This window comes from Arthrobacter sp. Cr_A7, from assembly GCF_029222765.1.
Taxonomy (GTDB): Bacteria; Actinomycetota; Actinomycetes; order Actinomycetales; family Micrococcaceae; genus Arthrobacter.
The window spans coordinates 1-20362 of sequence record NZ_JARHXQ010000281.1 but is presented as its reverse complement, the minus strand read 5'-3'; the positions used below and the strand labels follow the sequence as shown (position 1 = coordinate 20362).

Here is a 20362-nt window from a genome sequence, read left to right as displayed (position 1 = left end):
CACAGCCTGTTGGCTGGCAGGTCACACCTGGCATTGGCGAAGATGCCGTGGACTATGCGGACTTACTCAGGTTTTGGACCTGCATCCGAGTTGGCAAGTGCTTTCCTGGCGTAGGCCCGATACCGGAGCACCTTGTACGCCAACAAGGCGGCAGCAGCCAGGAGGCCGCCGGTGGTGATGGCCGCGACCACGGCACCGGGACCGGTGGAAACGTACCCGGCCAGGGCCGCGAGGGCAATCGGTGCCACCGTGCCGAACGTGCCCCCGAAAGGTGCACTGCCCGTAGCCGGCGGCTGGTCCTGTCCGGCGGCTGCCAGGGGTGCTTCCGCATCCCGCTCCACGGTGCCGCGCTGGTTAGCCCTGGTGCGTTCCTCGGCTGTGGCGCCGGGGGTGACGGGCTTACTCAGCTCGGAAAAGACGGGTTCGCCTTCCCCGGCGGGGGCAACCTGGAACCGGTATGCTGCACCGTTCTCCAGGCCACGGACCACCATCCTCGAGGCGCCGTTCTCAGCAGCCTGGATGGCACCCACCTGGTTACCGTTGGAATCTACGGTCCGGACGAGGAAGCCTGCGGGTGCGGGATTCGCAGGTGCCGGGTTGACCGGTGCGGGATCGACGGGTGCCGGGTCCGCGGGTGCGGGGTCGACCGGCGCGGGATCCACGGGTGCCGGGTCCACTGGTCCCGAATCCACGGGTGCGGGATCGACGGGTGCGGGATCGACGGGTGCCTGGTCCACCGGTCCCGAATCCACGGGTGCGGGGTTCGGGTTGGCGGGAGCGGGATCCACGGGCGCGGGGTTGGGAGCTGGATCCGTACCCGGCGTCGGGTCAACGATCACCACAACCTCGCCATCGCCCGGAATGACGTCCACGCCGTCGTTGGCACCGTCGTCGGTTCCGCCGTCGGTCCCTTCGTCGACCTCGTCCTCAGTCCCGTCGTCGGTTCCGCCGTCGACGCCGTCTTCGACCTCGTCCACGTCTACGGGATCCTCATCCTCCACCCCGTCCCCTTCACCGTCGTCGAGCCCGTCGCCGAAGACCAGGGTTTCGATGTTGTGAAGGGTGTCCGTGCCGTCCTCACCGCCGTTGTGGGTGACTGTGGTGACAGAGCCAGGGGAGCCCATGGTGCCGTCGCCGCCAGTGGTGGTGATGGTGTAGTTGGCTTCGAGGTCCGAGAAGACCGCGCTGTCCGTCCCTTCGGCGGAGCTCAGAATTTCCCGCACCACGATGATGTTGGCTGGATCCACGGTCCCTGCGAACACCGCCTGCTGCAGCGTGGGTCCGGTGAGGGCGCCGTCGGCGGTGCGCTGGTACTGGGCGGCCATCGAGGTGGCGCTGCCGATCTCCGTGGACGCATCTGCAGCGTTGGTGCGGATGCTGAGCCGGATGCTCAGGTAGCGGTCGCCGTCGATGATGTCGTTGCCGCCGCGGCCTTCGAGGACGTCGTCGCCGCCGCCGCCGAGAAGGATGTTGCCTTCGCCCCAGACCTGGGGCCCGTTCAGCACGGGGCATTCCTGGGATGCGGATGCGTTGACGACGTCGGCGAGGGGCGTCGGAAGGGACGGGATGAGCTGGTTGAGCCCGGCGATGCGGTCCACGCCCGCCTGGTCCAGGACGTCGCAGCCGATGAAGCCGCCACCGCCCCTTGTGCTCGGGATGATGTCATCCCCCCGGAGCACGTCATTGAGCGGGCCGCCGGAGAGGGCTTCCACCTCGTTGTACCTGTCCCGGACGCCAACCTGGAGGATGTCCAGCGGCTCGATCGGAAGCTCGAGGTCGGCGTCCTGGGGCTGGGGATCGAAGAGCCCGATTTCCCAGTCGTAGCCGGACGCGCCCGCCACTTTTTCGACGCCGGGGCCGGCAATGCCGATGTCGTCGCCGCCCTCCATGTCATAGTCGTCGTCGCCGCCCTGCCCGATGAGGATGTCATTGCCGGGCTTCTGCGAGTCGTCCAGGAAGAACAGGTTGCTGGAGTCGCCGATCAGGAGGTCGGGGCTGTCGCCGCCTTCCACCCAGTCATTCCCGCCGCCGCCGAAGACGGCGTCCAGGCCTTCACCGGCAATTACGAAGTCGTCATCTTCACCGGCGAACGTCTCGTTCGAGTTCGCACCGCCGTTGATGAAGTCCCTGCCGTCGCCGCCGATGAGGATGTCCAGACCGGGGCCGCCGTCGATCGCGTCATTGTCCGGCCCGCCCTTCAGGATGTCGTCCCCGGCGAGGTCGGTGATGATGTCGTTTCCGTCGCCGCCCAGGACGGTATCGGCGCCGTCACCTCCCTCGATGACGTCGTTGCCGAGGCCGCCCCACATGGTGTCGTTGTCCACACCGCCGTAGATGCGGTCGGCATTGCTGGATCCGTTGTACACGGCCTGGCCGTTGATGCCGGCCGGGTCCACCGAGTTCGAAGCACGGTACTTGATGGTGCCGTCGGGCATGCGGATCAGCAGTGCTGCCTCGTTGCATTCCGACGCCGGATCGTCCGCCACGGTGTTGCCGGAAGCCGCGAAACCTTCCGGAGTTCCGGCCAGGTTCTTCAGCTCGAACTTGCAGTCGGCAGTGGCAAATGCGTCGGCTTTCAGCGCCTGGGCATTGGTGTTGCGCATGATGATCTCCGCAAAGGAGTTTCCTTCGAGCTGCGCCATCAGGTTCATCCCGGGGGTGCGGGCCAGGTAGTAGAGCCGGTCCCCGTTCTGCAGATCGGTCATCTGGCTCTCGAAGACGTAGTTGAACGTGCTGCCGAGCAGGCCGCCGAACAGGTTGGTCCGCTCGGCCAGGCCGCCCATCCACAAGTCGATGTCATCGAGTCCGGTGGTTGAGGCCGTTCCGTTGTTGGCCCAGCCGTCGATGCTGTTCATGAACGCCACGGCGTCCTCCGGCGCAACCTCACCGGCCAGGGTGTCCGGGCTGACGATCAGCCGGGCCGCCGTGCGCTTGGCCTCCAGGGTGGTGGCCTGCACGATCGAGGGGTGCTTGCCGTAGGCGGCCACGAAGTTGACCAGCGACTCCGGGTGCTTGATGTTTTCGCCGAAGTCGATCCAGTTGGTGTACGGCTTGAGCTGGCTGTCGTTCGTGGCGCCATGCAGTTCCCGGCGCAGCGCATTCAGCGTGGGCAAACCTTCGGACCGGGCACGGGTCAGGTTGATCGCGGCCAGGTCCATGGGCAGTCCCAGCAGCTTGTTCCGCAGCGTATCCGTGACGAACTCGTCCAGTTCGCTCCCGACCTGGTCCGACATTCCCATGATGATGCTGCCCGCGGCCTCCTCGGAGGTCAGCGGTCCGGCGGGGCCGCCGTCGGTGTATTCGGGCGGATTCAGGAAGCCCTCCAGGAGGGAGATATCGTTCTGGGACCCGCGGACGTCGTCGGAATTCCCCCACACGCCGTCGGCACCCGGGCCGTCCTCGTTCCGGCGGGAAATGGTCTCCGTCAGCATCGAGTGGCCGAACCGGTACACGGCGTGGGCGAACTCGGCGCTGACCGCGGGATTGATGTCCGTCTGCGAGAAGGCGAAGGGTTCGAAGAGGTTGATGGCGGGCTGGATTTTCCGGGCGAACTCCTCGAAGACCAGGTGCTGGTACTCCATTTCCGCGATGAACCGCGCGGCCTGGAAAAGCCGTTCGCCGTTCCAGCCGTCCGCGCCGGTGGCAAGCTTCCACTCGGGCAGGGCGGCAGCGCCCCGGGTGGACGTGTCGGTGCTGAGGACTCTCTTGATATCTTCCACCAGGCGATCATGCTCGGAGTGGAAAACCTGGTGGATGGCGCTCAACCCGATGTTCTCGTTGACCCTGCCGTCGCCGGCGATGAAGTGTGCGTTCAGCATTTCGTCGTCGTACGTGCCGGGAGCCTGGCTCATGAAATCTGCAGACGCGGAGGTGTCTGCATCCGGCACCGGCGCGACACGCGGTGTTGCCGGATTGTGGTCGGTGTCCTGCGGCGACGGATCGGCGTTGTGCGCGATGTCCGTCAGGAACGGTGTGTGGAAGTACAGCACGTCCTGCGGCACAAGAGTTCCCAGGCCACCGTTCGCGGTGCGGTCTGCCTCGACCAGTCCGGACCTCGTGACAAACTGCGGGAGCCCGTTCTTCGGGCCCGGGATGAACTTCCCATAGGCATCGGCGGCGAGCATGGGGACGTTGAGGACGTCCTTGTCCAGCAACTGGACGCCGAGCAGTTCCCGGGCCTGCTTCTTGGTGGTGGCCCAGGTGGCCATGCCGCCGGCCTCGGGCGTGCCGGCCGGGCCGCCCAGCAAGGCACCCGTCGATACCGGCTGCCCGGCTGCGTTATTGACGTACTCGCGCAGGAACACCTGGTGGGAGGAATGGGACGTGTACGTCTGGCTCTGGTCTACCCACGGCGAGTTGGTGTTCAGGGCATCCTGGACATCGTCCTGCGTCCCCAGGACACCGTCCGCGCCCGGCTGGTTCATGCCGCGCGTCAGGACCATAAAGCGCATGTGCGGATTGAGGTCATCCGCGTTGCCGAACACGTGGTCCGGCCCCGCGATCAGCGGGTCATCGGCCTTGAGCGGAACATAGACAGTGCCGCCGCCCTTGACCGTCTGGTCGATGCCATGGTCAAAGAACTGGCCGAAGAGGGTGAAAAGGGAGTTGTAGGGCGGTGAGAGTCCGACGTCGGTAGTTACGTTGGGAATGAACAGGGTGTTGTGCGAGGGGACGCAGCCGTCCGGCTCGGCAGCAACGGGAGGAACCGCCTCCGGGTCCGGGTCGACGACGCAGGGCACCACGCCCTCGTTGCCCTGGGTCCGCGCCGGGAACCCGGCGGCGGCCACAGCGGCGGGGTTGGTTGACGTTTGGTCGGCGATCAGGTTGCTGATGGTTCGCGGCCGCGAGTCGAAAACGCTGCCGGACTTCTGCGTGTAGCTCGTGGCGACGGGGGGACCGCCAAAGGAGCCCCTTTCGGCGTCGCCGAACGACTTGGATCCCAGCCGCGGGAACACTTGGTCTGCCGCGCCGAAGGTCTCCTGGCCCTGCTGGAGGTTGTTGCAGCTTCCGTCAACTGTGCGCAGCCCGTGGGACAGCAGCGGGCTGGCAAGCTGGTTGGGGCCGGGTCCCACCAGGGCGCCGCAGGGCCCGGTCTCGGACGTGGTGTTGGCCACGTGCGCTTCGGCGATCTTGATCTGCTTCAGGATGAAGGACAAGTCCGAAGGTGTCACCGTGAACCCTGCGCCCACGGGGGCCTGCACGGCATGGGCCGCGAGCGGCGGCAGGCCCATGGAGGCAGCCAAAGCGACTGCTCCTGATGCTGCCAGCGCCTTAAGGCCCCTTCCGCCGGTTTTCTGCTGTCCTGAGTGCGCTGACCCGCGTCGTATCGCTTTCATCCTGCACATGCTCCCCAGTAGCGCCGACTTCCCAGTCGAGTCGGCTGAACAAGGTCATGGTGCAGGGATGTTCTAGGGAAAAGCTTGGTGCCATCCCAAGGTCTACCGGTCACCGCCTTTGTCGTCGCCCGGGCCGTCGTCTGACTCGCTGTCGTCCCTGAGCCCGCCTTTGTCGTCGCCCAGGTCGTGCAGGGGGCCGTCGTCGGAAACCCCGTCCGGCCTGAGCCCGCCCTTGTCGTCACCCACATCGTGCAGGGGGCCATCGTCGGAAACCCCGTCCGGCCTCAGTCCGCCCTTGTCATCGCCCACGCTGTGGGTGGGGCTGTGGGTCGGTTGCAGCGGGGGATACGTCTGCAGTTCAACCTGGATGCGTTGTGTCTCCGGGGCCGTATGGTCAGGTATCGCGGTGATGCTGGGCGTGGAAGTGGGCGTGGGCGTCGGAGTGGCAAGCAGGGCCGGCTGTTCCCCAGGTTTGGCGGTGCCGCTGCCGGACTGCACGTCGGCCACCACCACTCCGGGAGAGACTGCAGGTGGCGGGCCCGCATTGGCCTGTGCCCACACCGTAAGACTCGCCGCACCTGCCACTGCTGCGATGGGGAGGTACCAAAACTTTTTCATCGGTTCGCCTTTCCTTGTTGTGTTCCCACCCTGCCGGCCCACGGTGAGAGGGGGATGAGACTTTTATGAGAGACCTCTCATCCGCCGGAACGGGCAGGGGATGGGGCATTCTGGACGGCCACGAACCGGTACCCGGCGCCGCGGACTGCCAAAATTCTTTGGGGGCCGAGCTTGTTGCGCAGGTACCCCACGTAGACATCCACCACGTTGGAGGACCCGTCAAAGTCGTAGCCCCACACCCGGCTCAGCAGCTGTTCCCTGGTCAGCACCTTGCCTTCGTTTTCCACGAACACCCGGGCCATCGCGAACTCCCGGGCGGACAACGGCACCGTCCTGCCACGGACAGTTGCGCTGCGAAGGTCGACGTCCAGGCTGAGGTCCCCGCTTGTGGGGGCCGGTGGGGCCGGAAAGCCCGCCGTGTGGCGCAGCCGCAGGCGGATCCTCGAGAGCAGCTCCTCGAAGCGGAACGGTTTGCTCATGTAGTCGTCCGCGCCGCCGTCGAGCGCTGCCACGGTGTCCTGGACGGAATCCTTGGCGGTCAGGACGATCACCGGAACCGTGCAGCGCATAGCGCGCAGCGCGGTAAGCACCGCAAAGCCGTCCATCCGCGGCATAGCGATATCCAGGATGAGCAGGTCGAACTCGCCGGAACTGGCGTAGTCCAGCGCCCGGATGCCGTCCTCCGCCGAGGAGGTGATGTACCCGGCAGCCGTGAGGCCCTTGGCGATGAAGCTCACGATCCGTGGTTCGTCGTCGGCGATCAGTATTCGGGTCATGGGGTTCCTCCGGGCAGGGAGAGTACGAATGTGCTGCCTTCATTGACCTGCGAGATCACCCGCAGTGACCCGCTGTGGGCTTCGGCGATGGCCTTGACGATCGGCAGCCCCAGGCCGGATCCTTCCGTGCCACGCGATACCCCGGCCCGGGCGAAACGGTCAAAGATCCGTTCCTGGTCGGCAGCGCTGATGCCGCATCCCGAGTCCGCCACCCAGATTTCGAAGCCGGCCCCGGAAAGTGCGGAAGGTGCAGGCGGCACAGTGCCGTCCGGCGCCGCAACCCAGGCGGCGCCGAGGGATATCACGTCATGCCACCGGGTGGACTGCACTGCATTAGCCGCCAGCTGCTCCACCGCCTGGGTGAGGCGGTTGCGGTCCGCGCGGAACCGTCCGCCCGGCATGGTGTCGATCTGCCACCGCCGGTCCGCCAGGACCTTGATCCTGTCCATGGCCGCCACAAGGAAGGAATCGGCGTCGACCCACTCCAGCCGGACAAAGTCGGGCCGGCCGCTCCTGGCCAGCAGCAGGAGCTCGTCCACCAGGGACTGCATCCGGTCCAGTTCCTCCAGGAGCAACGCCTGGGTCTCACGGACGTCCCGGGGGTCTTCCGCCTGCAGCAGTTGAAGATGGCCGCCGATGATGGTCAGGGGAGTCCGGAGCTCATGGCTGGCGTCATCCACAAATTGGCGCTGGTCCGCGATGCCCGCCTCCAGCCTGTCCAGCATGCGGTTGAAGTCCGTTGCCAGCTGTGAGACGTCGTCGTCACCGGGCGGCACAAGGACGCGGCTGCTCAGGTCCTCGAACGTAATGGATTCCGTGGCCTGGCGCAGGCGGCGGACCGGAACAAACAGCCGGCCCGTGACGGTGAAACCTACCGCTCCCGCCAGCAGCAGCGTACCCAGCGAAGCCACGCCGAAGGTGCCAAACGACGCCATCATCTGCTCGCGCTGGCGGCCAATTTCGTTCGCTGCCACCAGGAGCCCGCCGGGGGCTCCGCGTTCCAGGGATACGGACGTGATGGCCAGGCGCACCGTCCGGCCGTCCAGAGTCACATCATGGAAGACGGTGCGGCCTCCAACGTGCGCGGCGCGTGCTGCATCCAGCACTTGGGAAGCATTCAGGGTGCCGGGTTGCCCGGCGGCTGGCAGGAAAGTGTTGCCGCCGATCACGGTGGCCATCACCGATTCGTACCTGCCGGGAGCGTCACCCTGGAGGAACACCGTGAACAGCTCATCCAGGGAGGTATACGGCCCTCCACCCGGAACGCCCTGCTCCACGATGTCGTGCAGCCGCCCGGATTGCAGGAGGAGGTCCTCATTGACCCGGTTGTTAAGGTTGCCCAGGTCAAGGGTGAGGGTGGTGATGCCGGCGGCCAGCAGCCCCGCCGCCAGGAACCCAAGGACCGTGGCCAGGACACGGAACCGGACTGTTCGCAGTCCCGCCCGTACCACGTGCCAACCCCGGCCCACCCGGATGGTGGCCACCTTCGCGGTTCCGGTACGCAGTTTCATCGTGTTCCCCATCCTTTGCCGGACGGCTGCACCACGGCAGCTGCCCGTTGCAAACCGCCCAGCAGCGGTTTTCTGCCACCGTAGGCTGGCCGGCTTGGGGAATTCTTTGGCGGCGGCGGGCTGGCTCCGCCCAGGACTACCTAGGTTTTTCCCAACATTTGAACCCGAAAATGAATCAGCGTGTTGACCAGCACAAACGCGTCAAGAGGCGGCTTTTATCCCCGCACATCTGCCGGGCTTCCGCCGGATGGATTCCGAGTACCTGCCCCCAGGTACTAAGTACCTGGAAGGAAAGCACACGTGAAGAAGCGAGTAATGAGCACTGTTGTTCGCCTGCTGACCCGTCAGTTCAATGGGACGCAGGCAGTACTCAACTACTTGGGGGGCACCATCGTGGCTACATTGGAGATGGCGAAGAAGAACGGCGGTCCGGGGCTGATTGCCGAAGTGTTGCCGCAGGCACCGGTGCTGACGATTTCGGTTTTTGGCCCGTTGACGATCCGCCGCGGGAATACGGAGCTGGGCTCGAACGACCTTGGCGGGCCCAAGCCCCGGCAGGTGCTGGAGATCCTGTTGTTGAACTTCGGCTCGGCGGTGTCCAAGACCCGCATCATGGACCTGCTGTGGGGTGACAATCATCCGTCGGTGGCGTTGCCCACCCTGGAAAGCTATGTCAGTGTCCTGCGGCGGCATTTGCAGCCGGGTACCGGCAGGAGCGGTCCGCTGCGGACGGTCACCGGCGGCTACGCGATCGACAGGTCGCTGGTGGACCTGGACCTGAACCGGTTCGACACACTGACCAAGCAGGCCAGCCAGGCCGATGCGCCGGCAGCGCTGGCACTGCTCACCGAAGCACTCGAGATCGCTTCGGCCCCGCTGCTGGGGGATGAGCTGCTGCCGGCCTGGGCCGAGGAGGAACGGGCCCTGCACGCAGCCCGGGTCAGCCTGGCCCGGGTCCAGGCTGCCGAGACCGCCCTGGCCGTGGGGGACGTGGCCAAAGCGATAACGTGGGGCGGCGCGGCGGCCAAGGAAGACCCCCTGAACGAACGGGCCTGGACCGCCCTGATTCTGGGGCTGGAGCGCAACGGCGAAAAAACCGAGGCGCTGCGGGCATACGACCGCTGCCGCCGGGTAATGGACGAAGAACTGGGCTGCGCGCCCAGTCCGGTGCTGAAGGAGGCACACGCCAGGCTCCTGACCAGCACCGCAGCCGCCCAGGGGCCAGCAGAAGCCCGTCCCTCCATCCGCGTGGTGGCCGAAAGCCGCGACGCTGCACCGCAGCTGACCAAGCAGGAAACCGAACGGCTGCGGATCCTGATCGTTGATGACCACACCACCTTTTCGGACCTGCTGGCCGGGGCACTGGACCGGGAACCGGACCTGAAAAGTGTGGGGGCGGCGAAGTCGGTGGAATCCGCGGTGACCATGTTCCGCGAGCTGCAGCCCGACGTCGTCATTATGGACCTTTACCTGACGGACGGCTCCGGCCTCAAGGCCGCCGAACACATCCTGTCGGAAGCCTCGGAAGCCCGGATCGTGATGCTCACCGGCAACCCCTCGCAGGACGCGCTGCGTGAGGCTGCCTCGATGGGTATTTGCGGGTTCCTCCCCAAAGACGGAGCCCTGGGAGTCATGCTGGACACCCTGCGGCACGCCCACCCCGGCAACATGATCGTCCACCCGGCCCTGGTGGCGGGACTGGGCGGCGCTGCCGGATCCCTTCCGGAACCTGCGGGCATGTAGTTAGGCCACCTACAGTGCGCGTACACCACGTGGAAGCGGCCTCCCACAGCATGAACAAGGCCCCTGGAGTAGACGAGCGTCGTGAGGTCCGGTCAGCTGTTACACGGTTCCTCACCGCGGGGTTCGTGGCCCTCGTCCTGGTTGCCACCCCCGTCGCGTTCTGGATCTGGGCTGAAGCGGAACGGCACGCCCTTGCCAACGCAAGGGACTTCACGCAGCGCCTGGCCGATAACGTGGTGGGGCCGCTGCTAACCGACCAACTCCTGGCCCGCGATCCCGCCGCGCTGGAATTACTCGACGAGCGGTTGGCGCCATGGCTGGCCAACGGCGGCGTAACCAGGATCAAAGTGTGGGACGAGCACGGCCGGGTGGTCTATTCGGACGTGAAGTCGCTCATCGGGCAGGATTTTGAACAGGAGGAATGGGCGCGCCTCCTCCTTGAGGGCGGGCCGGCGACCGCTACCTTGGAATCCCAGACCGGGGAAGAGAACGAGTACGAGGCTGATTCCGGCGAACTCGTGGAGGTCTACGCCCGCTCTTCTTCCGCGAGCGGCGCCCCGATGATCTTTGAAACATACTCGTCAGGTGTGGCGGTGCGCGGCGAACAGCGGGCAGTGCTGATGGGCATGATTCCACCGATGCTGCTGTCCCTGGCCGTCCTGCAGCTGACGCAACTGATTCCCGCCATCCGCCTGGCCCGGCGGATCCAGCTCGATCAGGTGACGCGCAATGCGCTGCTGCGCTGCGCGATTGAAGCGTCTGACCAGGAGCGCCGGCAGATCGCCAGTGAACTCCATGATGAAGTGATCCAGGACTTGTCGGGGCTGGCGTACGCTTTGGAATCGGAGGAGCGCTACGGTCCGCCCGAACTTCAAACGGTTTTCTCCAAAGCCAGGACGATGCTGCAGAACAACATCCGCAGCCTGCGCGCCATGACCAGTGAGCTCTATCCTCCAGACCTCGAAGAGCTTGGGCTGAAGGCTTCCCTCCTGCGGCTGGAGACACCCCTGGTGGAGCGCGGCATTGCCTTGACCATGGAGATCCCGGACAAGCTTGTGCTGGACCGGGACCGGGCCGTCCTGGTCTATCGTGTGGCGCGGGAAGCCCTGGTGAACGCCACGAAGCATTCCGCGGCCCAATCGGTGGCACTCCGGATCCGCCATGCCGGCCAGCGCACCCAGATCACGGTTTCAGATGATGGCCGCGGCTTCGATACAAGCCAGCCCCGCCCGGAAGGCCACTTTGGCCTGAGGATCCTGGGGGACACGATCCGGCAGGCGGGCGGAACCCTTGAAGTCCTCTCGACACCGGGCGCAGGAACCTCTGTCACCGCAACGTTCGGGGTTGCCGCGCCGTCCGTCCGCTGGGCCAGCCGGCATCCCGCTGCGTCCCCAAGCGAGGACTCCTTGCCACAGCATGTGCCGCTGAGGTCCCTGCCCGAACGCGGCGCCCTGAGGTAGCTGCCAGATGCGACTGGACGGCGAAGAGGATTGAAAACCGCGCTTATGGACGACAGCGGCCGGCGGCGCGCCCCCCGGCACCGGCTGACGGGCACGACGCCGGGGCCAGCAGGGAGACATTGGCCCCGCCTCATCGCGTTGGTTGTGATTCCGGCCCTGGTGATCCTCGCCGTCAGGGCGTGGCTCCTGGAACCGTTCACTGTCTCGTCGGACAGCATGGAGCCGACCATCCCCATGGGGTCGGTGGTGCTCCTGTATAAGCCGGGTGCGGGTCTGATCCGTAGCGGGGTGGTGGTGGCTTTCACCAGTCCCGTCGACGGGCGCACGGCCATCAAGCGGGTCATTGGCCTTGAAGGGCAGACTGTGGCTATCCGCGACTCGGAACTGTATGTGGACGACGTCGCCGTCCCGGAGCCCTTCATCGACCACAGCCGCATCGACGCCACCTACTTCGGCCCCGAGACAGTCCCGGCAGGAAGCGTTTTTGTGCTGGGGGACAACCGGGGAGTATCGATCGATTCCAGGGACTTCGGCGCCGTGCCTTTGTCCGCGGTCCGCGGCACCCTGCTGACCGGCCAGAAGTAGGAACCGGGGGAGTGGGTGCTACCCGGTGGCCGGGTCCGAGGAACGCCGGACCAGGAGGACGGGGTCCAGCTTGCGGGTCATCGCCGGGCCGGCCGTACCCGCGATCCGCTCCAGCATGACCTGCGCGGCCAGCTGTCCCAGCTCGCGGGCATGCTGGTCGATGGACGTCAGCCCGATCAGTGGTGAGGCCGCCACTTCGATGTTGTCGCAGCCCACCACGGCAACGTCATGGGGGACCGAGAGACCGTGGGAGGCCAGGGCTTCCATGATGCCGATGGCCGTCAGGTCGTTGTGTGCAAAGATGGCCGTGGGCACCTCGGCGCCCGAGGCCAGGAACTTTTCCATCACGGCCCGGCCGCCGCGCTCGGTCATGTCGCTGTGCACCAGCATCGGCTCCAGGCCAAGCTTCTCCATGGCATGCAGGTAACCTTCCCTGCGGGCCGTGTACGGAAGCCAGTCCGAGATGTCCACGTGCGCAATCCGCCGGTGCCCCAGTCCGTGGAGGTGCTCCACCGCAAGCGCTCCGGACCGGAAGTCGTCGCACAGGACGGAATCCACGCCGTCGATCTCCAACTCCCGGGTGATCACCACCGCCGGCGTCCCGCGCAGTGCGGCGGCCAGCTCCTCGGCTGAACCGGTGTAGCCGGCCAGGATGACGCCGTCCACCCGCAGGTCCACAAACGAGCGGACCGCCTCCAGCTCCGTCCCCGGGTCGGCGGAGCCGACGGCGACCATCACCTGGTTGCCGCTGCCGGCGGTCCCTTCGGTGATGCCGTCATAGATGTCCGCGAAGACGGAGTTGTGCAGGTCCAGGAACAGGACGCCCAGCGTCCTGGTGCGGTGGCTGGCAAGGCGGCTGGCCAGCCTGTTGGGGGAGTAGCCCAGAGCGGCGGCGCTCTCGAGCACCGCCGTGCGCCTGGCAGGCGACACCTTGGGGGAATTGCGCATCACCAGTGACACCAGCGCACGGCTTACCCCGGCCTCGCGGGCCACGTCCTCCATGGTCACTGACCGCTGGGCGGGGGAAGTCTGCTTCACAAGACTCCACTATGCCATTTGCGGAAAGGGCGGCTACGCGCCGAAGGGCAGCCTCGGGTCGATGTCCTGGCCGTCCCAGCCCTGGCGTACCCAGCCGTGGTGCGGGTCGTCGCTGATCAGCCACTCGCGGACCGGGCCGGGGCCGGCCATGACGTTGAGGTAGTACAGGTCGTAACCGGGGGCTGCCATCGCGGGGCCGTGCCAGCCGTAGGGGACCAGGACCACGTCGCCGGTGCGGACTTCGGCTGAAACGTCGATGGGGCGTTCGTCGGAGGCGTAGACGCGCTGGTAGCCGATGGCGTCAGCGTCGGCGGGCGCCAGGGAACCGGCTGCCACCTGGGTCTCGAAGTAGTAGATCTCCTCGAGATGCGTCTCGCCGTCCTTCTCCTCGTCGTGCTTGTGCGGGGGGTACGAGGACCAGTTCCCGGCGGGGGTGAGGACCTCGCAGACGATGAACCGGTCGGCTTCCAGGGCGGCGGGAGTGCCGAAGTTGTGGACCTGGCGGGAGCAGTTGCCGGCCCCGCGCAGCTCCACCGGCGTCTCCGCTGCGGTGATGAGGCGGGTGGGATAGGACGCGTTGGCTGGCGCCGTGGCGACGGCAACCCGGCCGCCGTCGGACGAGCTGATGGTGACCGTCCGTCCGGTGCCCGAGTACAGGACGTCGCTGGGACCGGAGAAAACGGTGGCGCGGCCGTGCAGCTCATAGGGGTCCCCGTCCACCGTTACGGTGAAGGATCCGTTGAGCGGCACCACGATGCGTTCCTCAGCGGCAGCGGGAAGTACGACGTCGGCCCCTGCGGCCAGGGTGGCCACCTTCAGTCCCGTGTGTGCCCACCCCTCCACGATGAGGGAGGAGTCGGAGGTTCCGATCGAGACGTCCCATTTGCCGTCACTGGCGGTGCCCAGCGGGTAGACCCAGTTGGTCATGGAGTGTGCTCCTTGCGGTTAGCGCTGTACGAGTGTCATTTCAAAGCTGTAGGAATCGGCGCGGTAGACGTGGTGGCCCGTCTCCACGCGCCGGCCGGTGTCATCGACGGCGGTGCGCTCCATGGTGACCAGGGCTGAGCCCTCGGCGGCTTCCAGCATGGACGCCTGATATTCGTTGGCGGTCATGGCGCCGATGCGCTGGGTGGCCAGCCGGAAGTTGACGCCGCCGCGGCGGAGGATGGAGTAGAGGCCTTCGGCGGCGAGCATGGCTTCGTCCATGTCCGCGATGTCGTCACGCACCCAGTTCTCCATCAGTGCCAGCGGCTTGCCGCCCACCTTCCGCAGCCGGGTGAAGTGGTAGACCTTCGATCCCGCCGGGAGCTGGAGTGTGGCGAGGGTGGCCTCGTCCGCCTCCAAGTGGGCGAAGCTCAGGACGTCAGTGGTGGGCTTCTTGCCGTTGTTGGTGAGGTCGTCATACAGGCTGGACAGCTCCAGCGGACGGCGCACCTGGCTGGAGACCACCTGGGTGCCCACCCCGCGTTTGCGCACCAGCAGGCCGGACCGGACCAGTTCGTCCATAGCCTTGCGCATGGTGGGACGGGACAGGTTCAGCTGGGCCGCGAGGTCGATCTCGTTGTCCAGACGGCTGCCCGGCTCCAGGACCCCGCTGTAGATCGCGGCTTCGATGCCCTGCACCACCTGGTGGTAAAGGGGCACGGGGGATGAACGGTCGATGCTGAGACCCAGGTTGTTCGCCACGTTTTCGTTCCTGTTCTTGGTTGCGGCTCCAGCCCGCCGGATGAGGCGTAAGCGGCCGCTTTGCCACTATATGTTCTCTTGATAGGACATACTTGCGCCTTCGATCGTAGCAGGCAGTGCTGCCGGGTCAAGGCTGATGCTTTCACTAAGCCATGAATCGGCCGGAAATCTATTTGTGCTGACATTAGGACTTTTCCTTGACGCGAATGATTAGAGCGCTCTAAAGTCAGTGTCACGCATCACATCTCAGGCCGGTTCGTCCCGGTCCCCAAGAGAATCTGAGAGGCAACAATGCAGTTGCAGAAACAAGCCCTGAACGCCCCCGGCAGCCAACGCCGCGGGTACCTGGCCCGTTTGACCGTGATCTCCACACTCGGCGGCCTGCTCTTTGGCTACGACACCGGCGTCATCTCCGGTGCCCTGCTGTACATGAACGACTCCCTGAACATGACCGCCGTCGAGGAAGCCACCGTCGTCAGCGCGCTGCTCTTTCCCGGCGCGGCAGTGGGCGCCCTGACCGGCGGCCGCATGGCGGACAAGCTGGGCCGCCGCGGATCCCTGCTGGTCTGCGCGCTGCTGTTCCTTTTCGGGGCCATCGGCTGCGCCATCGCCCCGAACGTTCCGTTCATGATCGCGGCCCGCATCCTGCTGGGCCTTGGTGTGGGAGCTGCGGCCGTCACCTGTCCGCTGTACCTCGCGGAAATGGCGCCGGCCCACCTGCGTGGCCGCATGGTCACCATCAACGAGCTCATGATCGTGACCGGCCAGATGCTGGCCTTTGCCATCAATGCCCTGCTCGACGCCCTCATCCACGACACCGAGGTCTGGCGCACCATGCTGGGCATCGCGTCGCTGCCCGCGCTCGCGCTGCTCGCCGGCATGCTGCTGTTGCCCGAGTCCCCGCGCTGGTACGCCATCCGCGGCCGGCTGGAAGACAGCCGCCGTGTCCTGAATCTTAGCCGCAGCCCGCAGGAAGCAGCCGCCGAATTCGAGGAGATCGCCGAGGCTGCCCGGACGGCAAAGGAGGAGCGCGGCCACGCCTGGCGTGACCTCCGCAACAACCCCTGGATGCGCCGGCTTCTGTGGATCGGCATCGGCCTTGCAACCGTGCAGCAGGCCACCGGCATCAACACGGTGAACTACTACGCCCCCACCATCCTGGAAAAGAGCGGGCTGGGAGTGAGCGCATCGCTGGTTGCCACCATCGGCGTCGGTGTCACCTCCGTGCTGATGACCATCCTGGGCATCTGGCTGCTGGGCTTCATTGGCCGCCGCAAGATGCTGGTCATCGGTTTCTCCGGCGTGGTGGGCTCGCAGGCGCTGCTGGCAATCGTCTTCCTGCTGCCCCAGTCCGACCTTGCCAGCTACACCATCCTCGCCGCCATGATGCTGTTCGTCGCCTTCGTCCAGTGCTTCATCGGCACCTGCGTCTGGCTGCTCCTCTCCGAAATGTTCCCGCTGGCCATCCGCGGCTTCGCCATGGGAATCGCGGTGTTCGCCCTCTGGACCGTCAACGCCGCCATCTCGTTCCTGTTCCCGATCGTCGTCGAGGCGCTGGGGTCCACCGGCACGTTCGGCCTGTTCGTCCTGGTCAACGTCGCGTCGCTCGCCTTCGTCATCAAGTTCGTTCCCGAAACCAAGGGCCACTCACTCGAGGACCTGGAAGCGCACTTCCGCGAAGGCGCCGTTCCCGCAAAGCTGCCTGCCTGATCACCTACCCCTGAGAGCAACGCGGGGTCAGATCCAGCCCAATCCGGAGCTTCCGGAGGGCCGGATCCGACCCCGCGTTGCTTTTGCCGGTGGCCTACGCTGGGTGGATGAGCAGCAGAAGGCGGCAACAGCCATGAACCTTTCGGGAAACCTTGGCCCCAGTCCGCGCAGCCTGGAAGTGGAAGACCTGGAAAGCTTCGACCGCATGCTGGCGGCCGGTGCCGTGCACCTGCAGGGCTGGCACGCGCAGTCCCTGGACCTCCGCGGCCGGGCTTCCGCCCTGGCCGGCCTCGATGTGGAGGGCGCCATTTTCCTTGGCTGCACCTTTGACGAGGGAATGGAGGATGCCCTCCGCAACCGCGGAGCGCTCATCTTTCCACGGCTCACGGGAGTCCCCTTCAACCCGTACCGCTCCACGCTCTACTCGCCCGGCGAACTCTATGACGGGCTCGCCGACGCCCCCTACGAGGAGCTGCCAGACGCGCGGATCTATCAATGGAGCATCCAGCCGGGCCAGCGGCACCGGGTGGACGCCACCCTCGCCTCAGCCCTGCACGACCATGCCATCGGCGACGCGCTGGACGAGCTGACCCATTCCCACCCCTGGTCAGGGCAGCCCATGGTGGGAGTGATGGGCGGGCACGCCGCCCAGCGTGGCAGGGCGGACTACGCGCAGGCGGCCATGCTTGGCAGGCTGCTGGCAAGAAACGGCTATTCCGTTGCCACCGGCGGCGGGCCCGGCGCCATGGAGGCCGCGAACGTGGGTGCCTACCTGAGCCAGGCGGACGACGACGGCCTGCAGGCTGCGTTGGACATGCTCGCGGCCGTTCCCGGCTTCCGTCCCTCGGTGTCGGCGTGGGCGCGGGCGGCGGCGGCCGTCGTCGAACGCTTTCCCGGCGGGACGCCGTCGCTGGGAATCCCCACCTGGTTCTACGGCCATGAGCCGCCCAACTGCTTTGCCACCCACATCGCCAAATACTTCGCGAACGCCATCCGTGAAGCCATCCTGCTGGAGCTCTGCCAGGGAGGGATCGTGTTCCTGCCCGGAGCCGCCGGAACTGTCCAGGAAATTTTCCAGGACGCCTGCGAAAACTACTACGGAGCCCCGGAAAAGGTCACACCCATGGTCCTGGTGGGCAGGCACCACTGGGAGCACCAATACCCCGCGTGGCCCATGCTCCGCAGCCTGGCGGCGGGCCGGCCCATGGCGGACCGGATCTTCCTGGTGGACAGCGTGGAAGAAGCGGTGAAGGTCCTGCTCCGGTAGTCAGCGGTCCTTCAGGCCAAAGGTCTGTACGGCTGAAGGTCTATTCGGCTAAAGGTCTTTCCGGCACTGGGCCTTGCTCAGCTCGAACAACCCGTTGAGGTCGCCCGCGGACAGACCCTCAGGGGTGCCGATCTCCGGGTACATCAGCTGGGTAGGGTCTTCCACATGGTCAAGGCCCACCACATGGCTCAGCTCGTGCAGGATTACCGCGGTGGCGTAGAGATGGCCATCCGGGTTCAGCAGCTCGTTGGCCATCTGCGGCGCGTCCAGGTCCAGGCCGCCGGTCACGAACGTCTTGGGCCCGTCGTCGTAACTGAAATGGGTGCTGCCGCCGGTGCCGATCACCTTTCCCTCCAGCTGCGGTGCCACCTCGGGCGTGGTCCACGCAATGAGCAGCGGTGCCCAGCGCTCGCCGTACGCGTCCGGCTGGTAGGGCTGCCGTTGCGGCGAGGGCTGTTCACGGGTGGTGCCGTCATCAATGAACCTGATGCCTGTTGCTGCCGAGATGGTGGCAATGGCCGCCGGAACCAGGCGCTCTGCACCGGCCGGGGCGAGGTCGGCGTTCACCACGTAGTGGAGGGGCCGGCAGGGCGAATATCCCACCGGACTGCCGTCACCGTTGACCGCAAGGAACCGGTACGAGTCGCTGCCCGCGGCAGGCGGGGAAGGGGTGCCGAGGGGAGCGTCTTCCTCCTCGAAGCCCGGGGGAGGGGTGTCCAGGCTGGCCTCTGCCGCAGGCCGGGTGCCGGCTTCACCGGACGGCGCAGCACTGTCCTGTGCCACGCTGTCCTGTTTTGTACGGTCCGGGTCGCCACCCGGCTGCCGTTGCTGCCCGTTGCCCGGGCCAATTCGAAAATCCAGGAGCTGCTTTACCCTGGGATCGTCCAGCACCAGCGCACCGCCCAACACTCCGGCGACGCAGAGGGCGCTGACCAGGACCACCCTGAATCGTGGGCCTGCGCCTTCCCGCCGGGCTCGGTCGCCTGCGTGGCGCGGGGGCCGCTCTTCTTCCACTAACCCACCACGGTGCCGAAGACCAGCCCCAGCAGGTAGGTCACCGCGGCGGCTCCCAGCCCGATGGCGAGCTGGCGCAGGCCGCGGGTCAGGGGCGAGGTGCCGGACAGCAGGCCCACGATGCCGCCGGTGGCCAGCAGGGCAATGCCCACCAGGACGCCGGCCACCACCAGGGCAGCCACACCGGTCATGCCAAAGAGGAACGGCAGGATGGGCACGATCGCGCCCGAGGCGAAGAAGCAGAAGCTGGACAGCGCCGCGCCCCATGCCGTGCCGACAGCTTCATGCTGGTCTTCGTCCTCCGGCAGCTCCGGCTGCAGGGACAGGCTGGGATCACAGTCGCAGGACAACAGGCCCATGCGCTCTGCCACCCGGTGCTCGGCCGCCTCATGGGACATGCCCCTGGCCAAGTAGACGAGGAGGAGTTCGTTGTGTTCGATGTCCAGCTTCGGGGCCGCGGCCAGGGTGATCTGCGTGGGGCGGGTGGCCGCCAGGAGTTCCCGCTGGGACCGGACGGAAATGAATTCACCGGCGCCCATGGACATGGCACCCGCCAACAGTCCCGCGATGCCGCTGAGCAGGACCACGGTGCTGGCCACGCCGGAAGCGGCCATGCCCATCACCAGGGACAGGTTGCTGACCAGGCCGTCGTTGGCACCGAAGACTGCGGCGCGGAACGTTCCGGCCAGGCGGTTGCGGCCGCGTGTTGCCAAACCGCGGACTACTTCCTCGTGGATCTGTTCGTCGGCGGCCATCGCAGCTGTGGCGTTGGGGTCCTTGGCATAGGGGGAGCGGCCTTCTGCCCGTTGCGCAAGCGCCAGTACGAACACCGAGCCGAAGTGCCGTGCAAGGAAGCCAAGGAACCGGCTGCGGAACGAGGCCTGCCGTGCCTTGCCCGCCTGTTCTCCCAGCAGGGCCAGCCAGTGCGCTTCGTGCCGTCCCTCGGCTTCCGCCAGGGCAAGGAGGATGTCGCGTTCCTCGCCCTGCCGGTTCTGCGCCAGGTCGCGGTAGACGGCGGCTTCCGCACGCTCGTCGGCAAGGTACTGGCGCCACCGCTTGATGTCTGCCGCGGACGGTGCGGGCCTCTGGGGCTGGTTCGGCTGGGCCGGATTCGATGGGCCCGGATTCGATGGGGCATGGTCGGGCTGGGCGTGCTGTGACACGGAAACTCCTGGGCTGGATAGGGCATGTAGCGGCCCCATTGCAGTGCCCAGCTTACTGCGAATTTCTGGGGTTTTTTGGCTGGCAAACCTCGCTGGAAGGTTTCGGTCTGCCTTAATCCGGTGGCCCCGCAGCCCGACCGGCAGGGCTCCGCATCTGCTATTGACCCGCCTGCCGCGCGGTGTTGTGATGAAAGTGTGGCGCAGCCGGCGCCCTCACTGAAAGAGCACGTCAGGCGAACAAACGGAGGTTGAATCATGAGCACCACCGGACAGCACCCGGACATGCCGCACCTGGACGCCGTCGAAGCGGACCCCGCCTACGACTACGCCGAGGATGCACCGGTAAATGAGGACGACTGGGACACCGAGGATGAATTCCTGGACGAGGAGGAACCGGTGGTACAGCCCGCCCCGATAGTCATCGACGCGGAGGACCGCCCGGTCCCGCTGGACCC

At 66.5% G+C, this 20362-nt stretch carries 15 protein-coding genes; 6 read left to right on the top strand and 9 right to left on the bottom strand.

Annotation, left to right across the window (positions count from 1 at the left end; all coding sequences use genetic code 11):
* Positions 1 to 62: 62 nt before the first annotated feature.
* The 4 genes from P2Q66_RS16660 to P2Q66_RS16645 form a co-directional block, all read right to left on the bottom strand.
* On the bottom strand, positions 63 to 5336 hold the full coding sequence (locus tag P2Q66_RS16660; RefSeq protein ID WP_275729901.1) for a peroxidase family protein: 5274 nt from the start codon (positions 5334 to 5336) through the stop codon (positions 63 to 65).
* Positions 5337 to 5438: 102 nt separating this feature from the next.
* Entirely contained in the window at positions 5439 to 5954 is a 516-nt protein-coding gene (locus P2Q66_RS16655) for a hypothetical protein (RefSeq protein ID WP_079597801.1), read from the bottom strand.
* 77 nt (positions 5955 to 6031) lie between these two features.
* Complete coding sequence (locus P2Q66_RS16650; RefSeq protein ID WP_275729899.1) at positions 6032 to 6730, bottom strand: response regulator transcription factor; 699 nt, start codon at positions 6728 to 6730, stop codon at positions 6032 to 6034.
* A complete protein-coding gene (locus P2Q66_RS16645; protein WP_275729897.1) occupies positions 6727 to 8241 on the bottom strand; it encodes a HAMP domain-containing sensor histidine kinase in 1515 nt (504 codons plus the stop codon). Before P2Q66_RS16645 ends, P2Q66_RS16650 begins: the two co-directional genes overlap by 4 nt.
* A 315-nt stretch (positions 8242 to 8556) precedes the next feature.
* Between P2Q66_RS16645 and P2Q66_RS16640 the strand changes: the two genes are divergently transcribed.
* Genes P2Q66_RS16640 through lepB form a run of 3 tightly spaced genes read left to right on the top strand, consistent with a single transcriptional unit; the run spans position 8557 to position 12029 of the window.
* The gene (locus P2Q66_RS16640) at positions 8557 to 9984 is read left to right on the top strand and encodes a BTAD domain-containing putative transcriptional regulator (RefSeq protein WP_275729895.1); all 1428 of its coding nucleotides are present in this window, start codon (positions 8557 to 8559) and stop codon (positions 9982 to 9984) included.
* A gap of 29 nt (positions 9985 to 10013) precedes the next feature.
* A complete protein-coding gene (locus tag P2Q66_RS16635; protein ID WP_275729892.1) occupies positions 10014 to 11444 on the top strand; it encodes an ATP-binding protein in 1431 nt (476 codons plus the stop codon).
* Positions 11445 to 11474: 30 nt separating this feature from the next.
* Entirely contained in the window at positions 11475 to 12029 is a 555-nt protein-coding gene (gene lepB / locus P2Q66_RS16630) for a signal peptidase I (RefSeq protein WP_275729890.1), read from the top strand.
* A gap of 18 nt (positions 12030 to 12047) precedes the next feature.
* Here lepB and P2Q66_RS16625 read toward each other — a convergent pair whose 3' ends face one another.
* The 3 genes from P2Q66_RS16625 to P2Q66_RS16615 are packed head-to-tail and all read right to left on the bottom strand — an operon-like array spanning position 12048 to position 14753.
* Positions 12048 to 13067: a LacI family DNA-binding transcriptional regulator gene (locus P2Q66_RS16625; protein ID WP_275729887.1), complete on the bottom strand. Its 1020-nt coding sequence runs from the start codon at positions 13065 to 13067 to the stop codon at positions 12048 to 12050.
* Positions 13068 to 13100: 33 nt separating this feature from the next.
* Positions 13101 to 13994 (bottom strand): 5-deoxy-glucuronate isomerase, encoded by an 894-nt coding sequence (gene iolB / locus P2Q66_RS16620; RefSeq protein ID WP_275729885.1) that lies wholly within the window; start codon positions 13992 to 13994, stop codon positions 13101 to 13103.
* Positions 13995 to 14012: 18 nt separating this feature from the next.
* The gene (locus P2Q66_RS16615) at positions 14013 to 14753 is read right to left on the bottom strand and encodes a GntR family transcriptional regulator (protein ID WP_079597794.1); all 741 of its coding nucleotides are present in this window, start codon (positions 14751 to 14753) and stop codon (positions 14013 to 14015) included.
* A 291-nt stretch (positions 14754 to 15044) separates the two neighbouring features.
* Here P2Q66_RS16615 and P2Q66_RS16610 point away from each other — a divergent pair, with 291 nt between their 5' ends.
* Both P2Q66_RS16610 and P2Q66_RS16605 read left to right on the top strand, forming a co-directional pair.
* Positions 15045 to 16463 carry a sugar porter family MFS transporter gene (locus P2Q66_RS16610; RefSeq protein WP_079597793.1) on the top strand — a complete coding sequence of 473 codons (1419 nt, stop codon included), beginning with the start codon at positions 15045 to 15047 and terminating at the stop codon, positions 16461 to 16463.
* Positions 16464 to 16596: 133 nt separating this feature from the next.
* The gene (locus P2Q66_RS16605) at positions 16597 to 17730 is read left to right on the top strand and encodes an LOG family protein (RefSeq protein ID WP_275729920.1); all 1134 of its coding nucleotides are present in this window, start codon (positions 16597 to 16599) and stop codon (positions 17728 to 17730) included.
* 48 nt (positions 17731 to 17778) lie between these two features.
* Here P2Q66_RS16605 and P2Q66_RS16600 read toward each other — a convergent pair whose 3' ends face one another.
* Together P2Q66_RS16600 and P2Q66_RS16595 are read right to left on the bottom strand one after the other, a co-directional pair.
* Complete coding sequence (locus tag P2Q66_RS16600) at positions 17779 to 18744, bottom strand: matrixin family metalloprotease (protein ID WP_275729882.1); 966 nt, start codon at positions 18742 to 18744, stop codon at positions 17779 to 17781.
* A complete protein-coding gene (locus tag P2Q66_RS16595; RefSeq protein ID WP_275729881.1) occupies positions 18744 to 19907 on the bottom strand; it encodes a VIT1/CCC1 transporter family protein in 1164 nt (387 codons plus the stop codon). The genes P2Q66_RS16600 and P2Q66_RS16595 overlap by 1 nt, the downstream gene beginning before the upstream one ends.
* Before the next feature lie 255 nt (positions 19908 to 20162).
* Here P2Q66_RS16595 and P2Q66_RS16590 point away from each other — a divergent pair.
* Positions 20163 to 20362 (top strand): hypothetical protein (locus P2Q66_RS16590; RefSeq protein WP_275729879.1); only part of this gene is annotated, 200 nt, incomplete at its 3' end.

Coding starts and splice junctions, on each gene's coding strand:
- P2Q66_RS16660 (WP_275729901.1), bottom strand. CDS start 5,336: ATGAAAGCGATACGACGCGGGTCAGCGCACTCAGGACAGCAGAAAACC.
- P2Q66_RS16655 (WP_079597801.1), bottom strand. CDS start 5,954: ATGAAAAAGTTTTGGTACCTCCCCATCGCAGCAGTGGCAGGTGCGGCG.
- P2Q66_RS16650 (WP_275729899.1), bottom strand. CDS start 6,730: ATGACCCGAATACTGATCGCCGACGACGAACCACGGATCGTGAGCTTC.
- P2Q66_RS16645 (WP_275729897.1), bottom strand. CDS start 8,241: ATGAAACTGCGTACCGGAACCGCGAAGGTGGCCACCATCCGGGTGGGC.
- P2Q66_RS16640 (WP_275729895.1), top strand. CDS start 8,557: ATGAGCACTGTTGTTCGCCTGCTGACCCGTCAGTTCAATGGGACGCAG.
- iolB (WP_275729885.1), bottom strand. CDS start 13,994: ATGACCAACTGGGTCTACCCGCTGGGCACCGCCAGTGACGGCAAATGG.
- P2Q66_RS16610 (WP_079597793.1), top strand. CDS start 15,045: ATGCAGTTGCAGAAACAAGCCCTGAACGCCCCCGGCAGCCAACGCCGC.
- P2Q66_RS16605 (WP_275729920.1), top strand. CDS start 16,597: ATGAACCTTTCGGGAAACCTTGGCCCCAGTCCGCGCAGCCTGGAAGTG.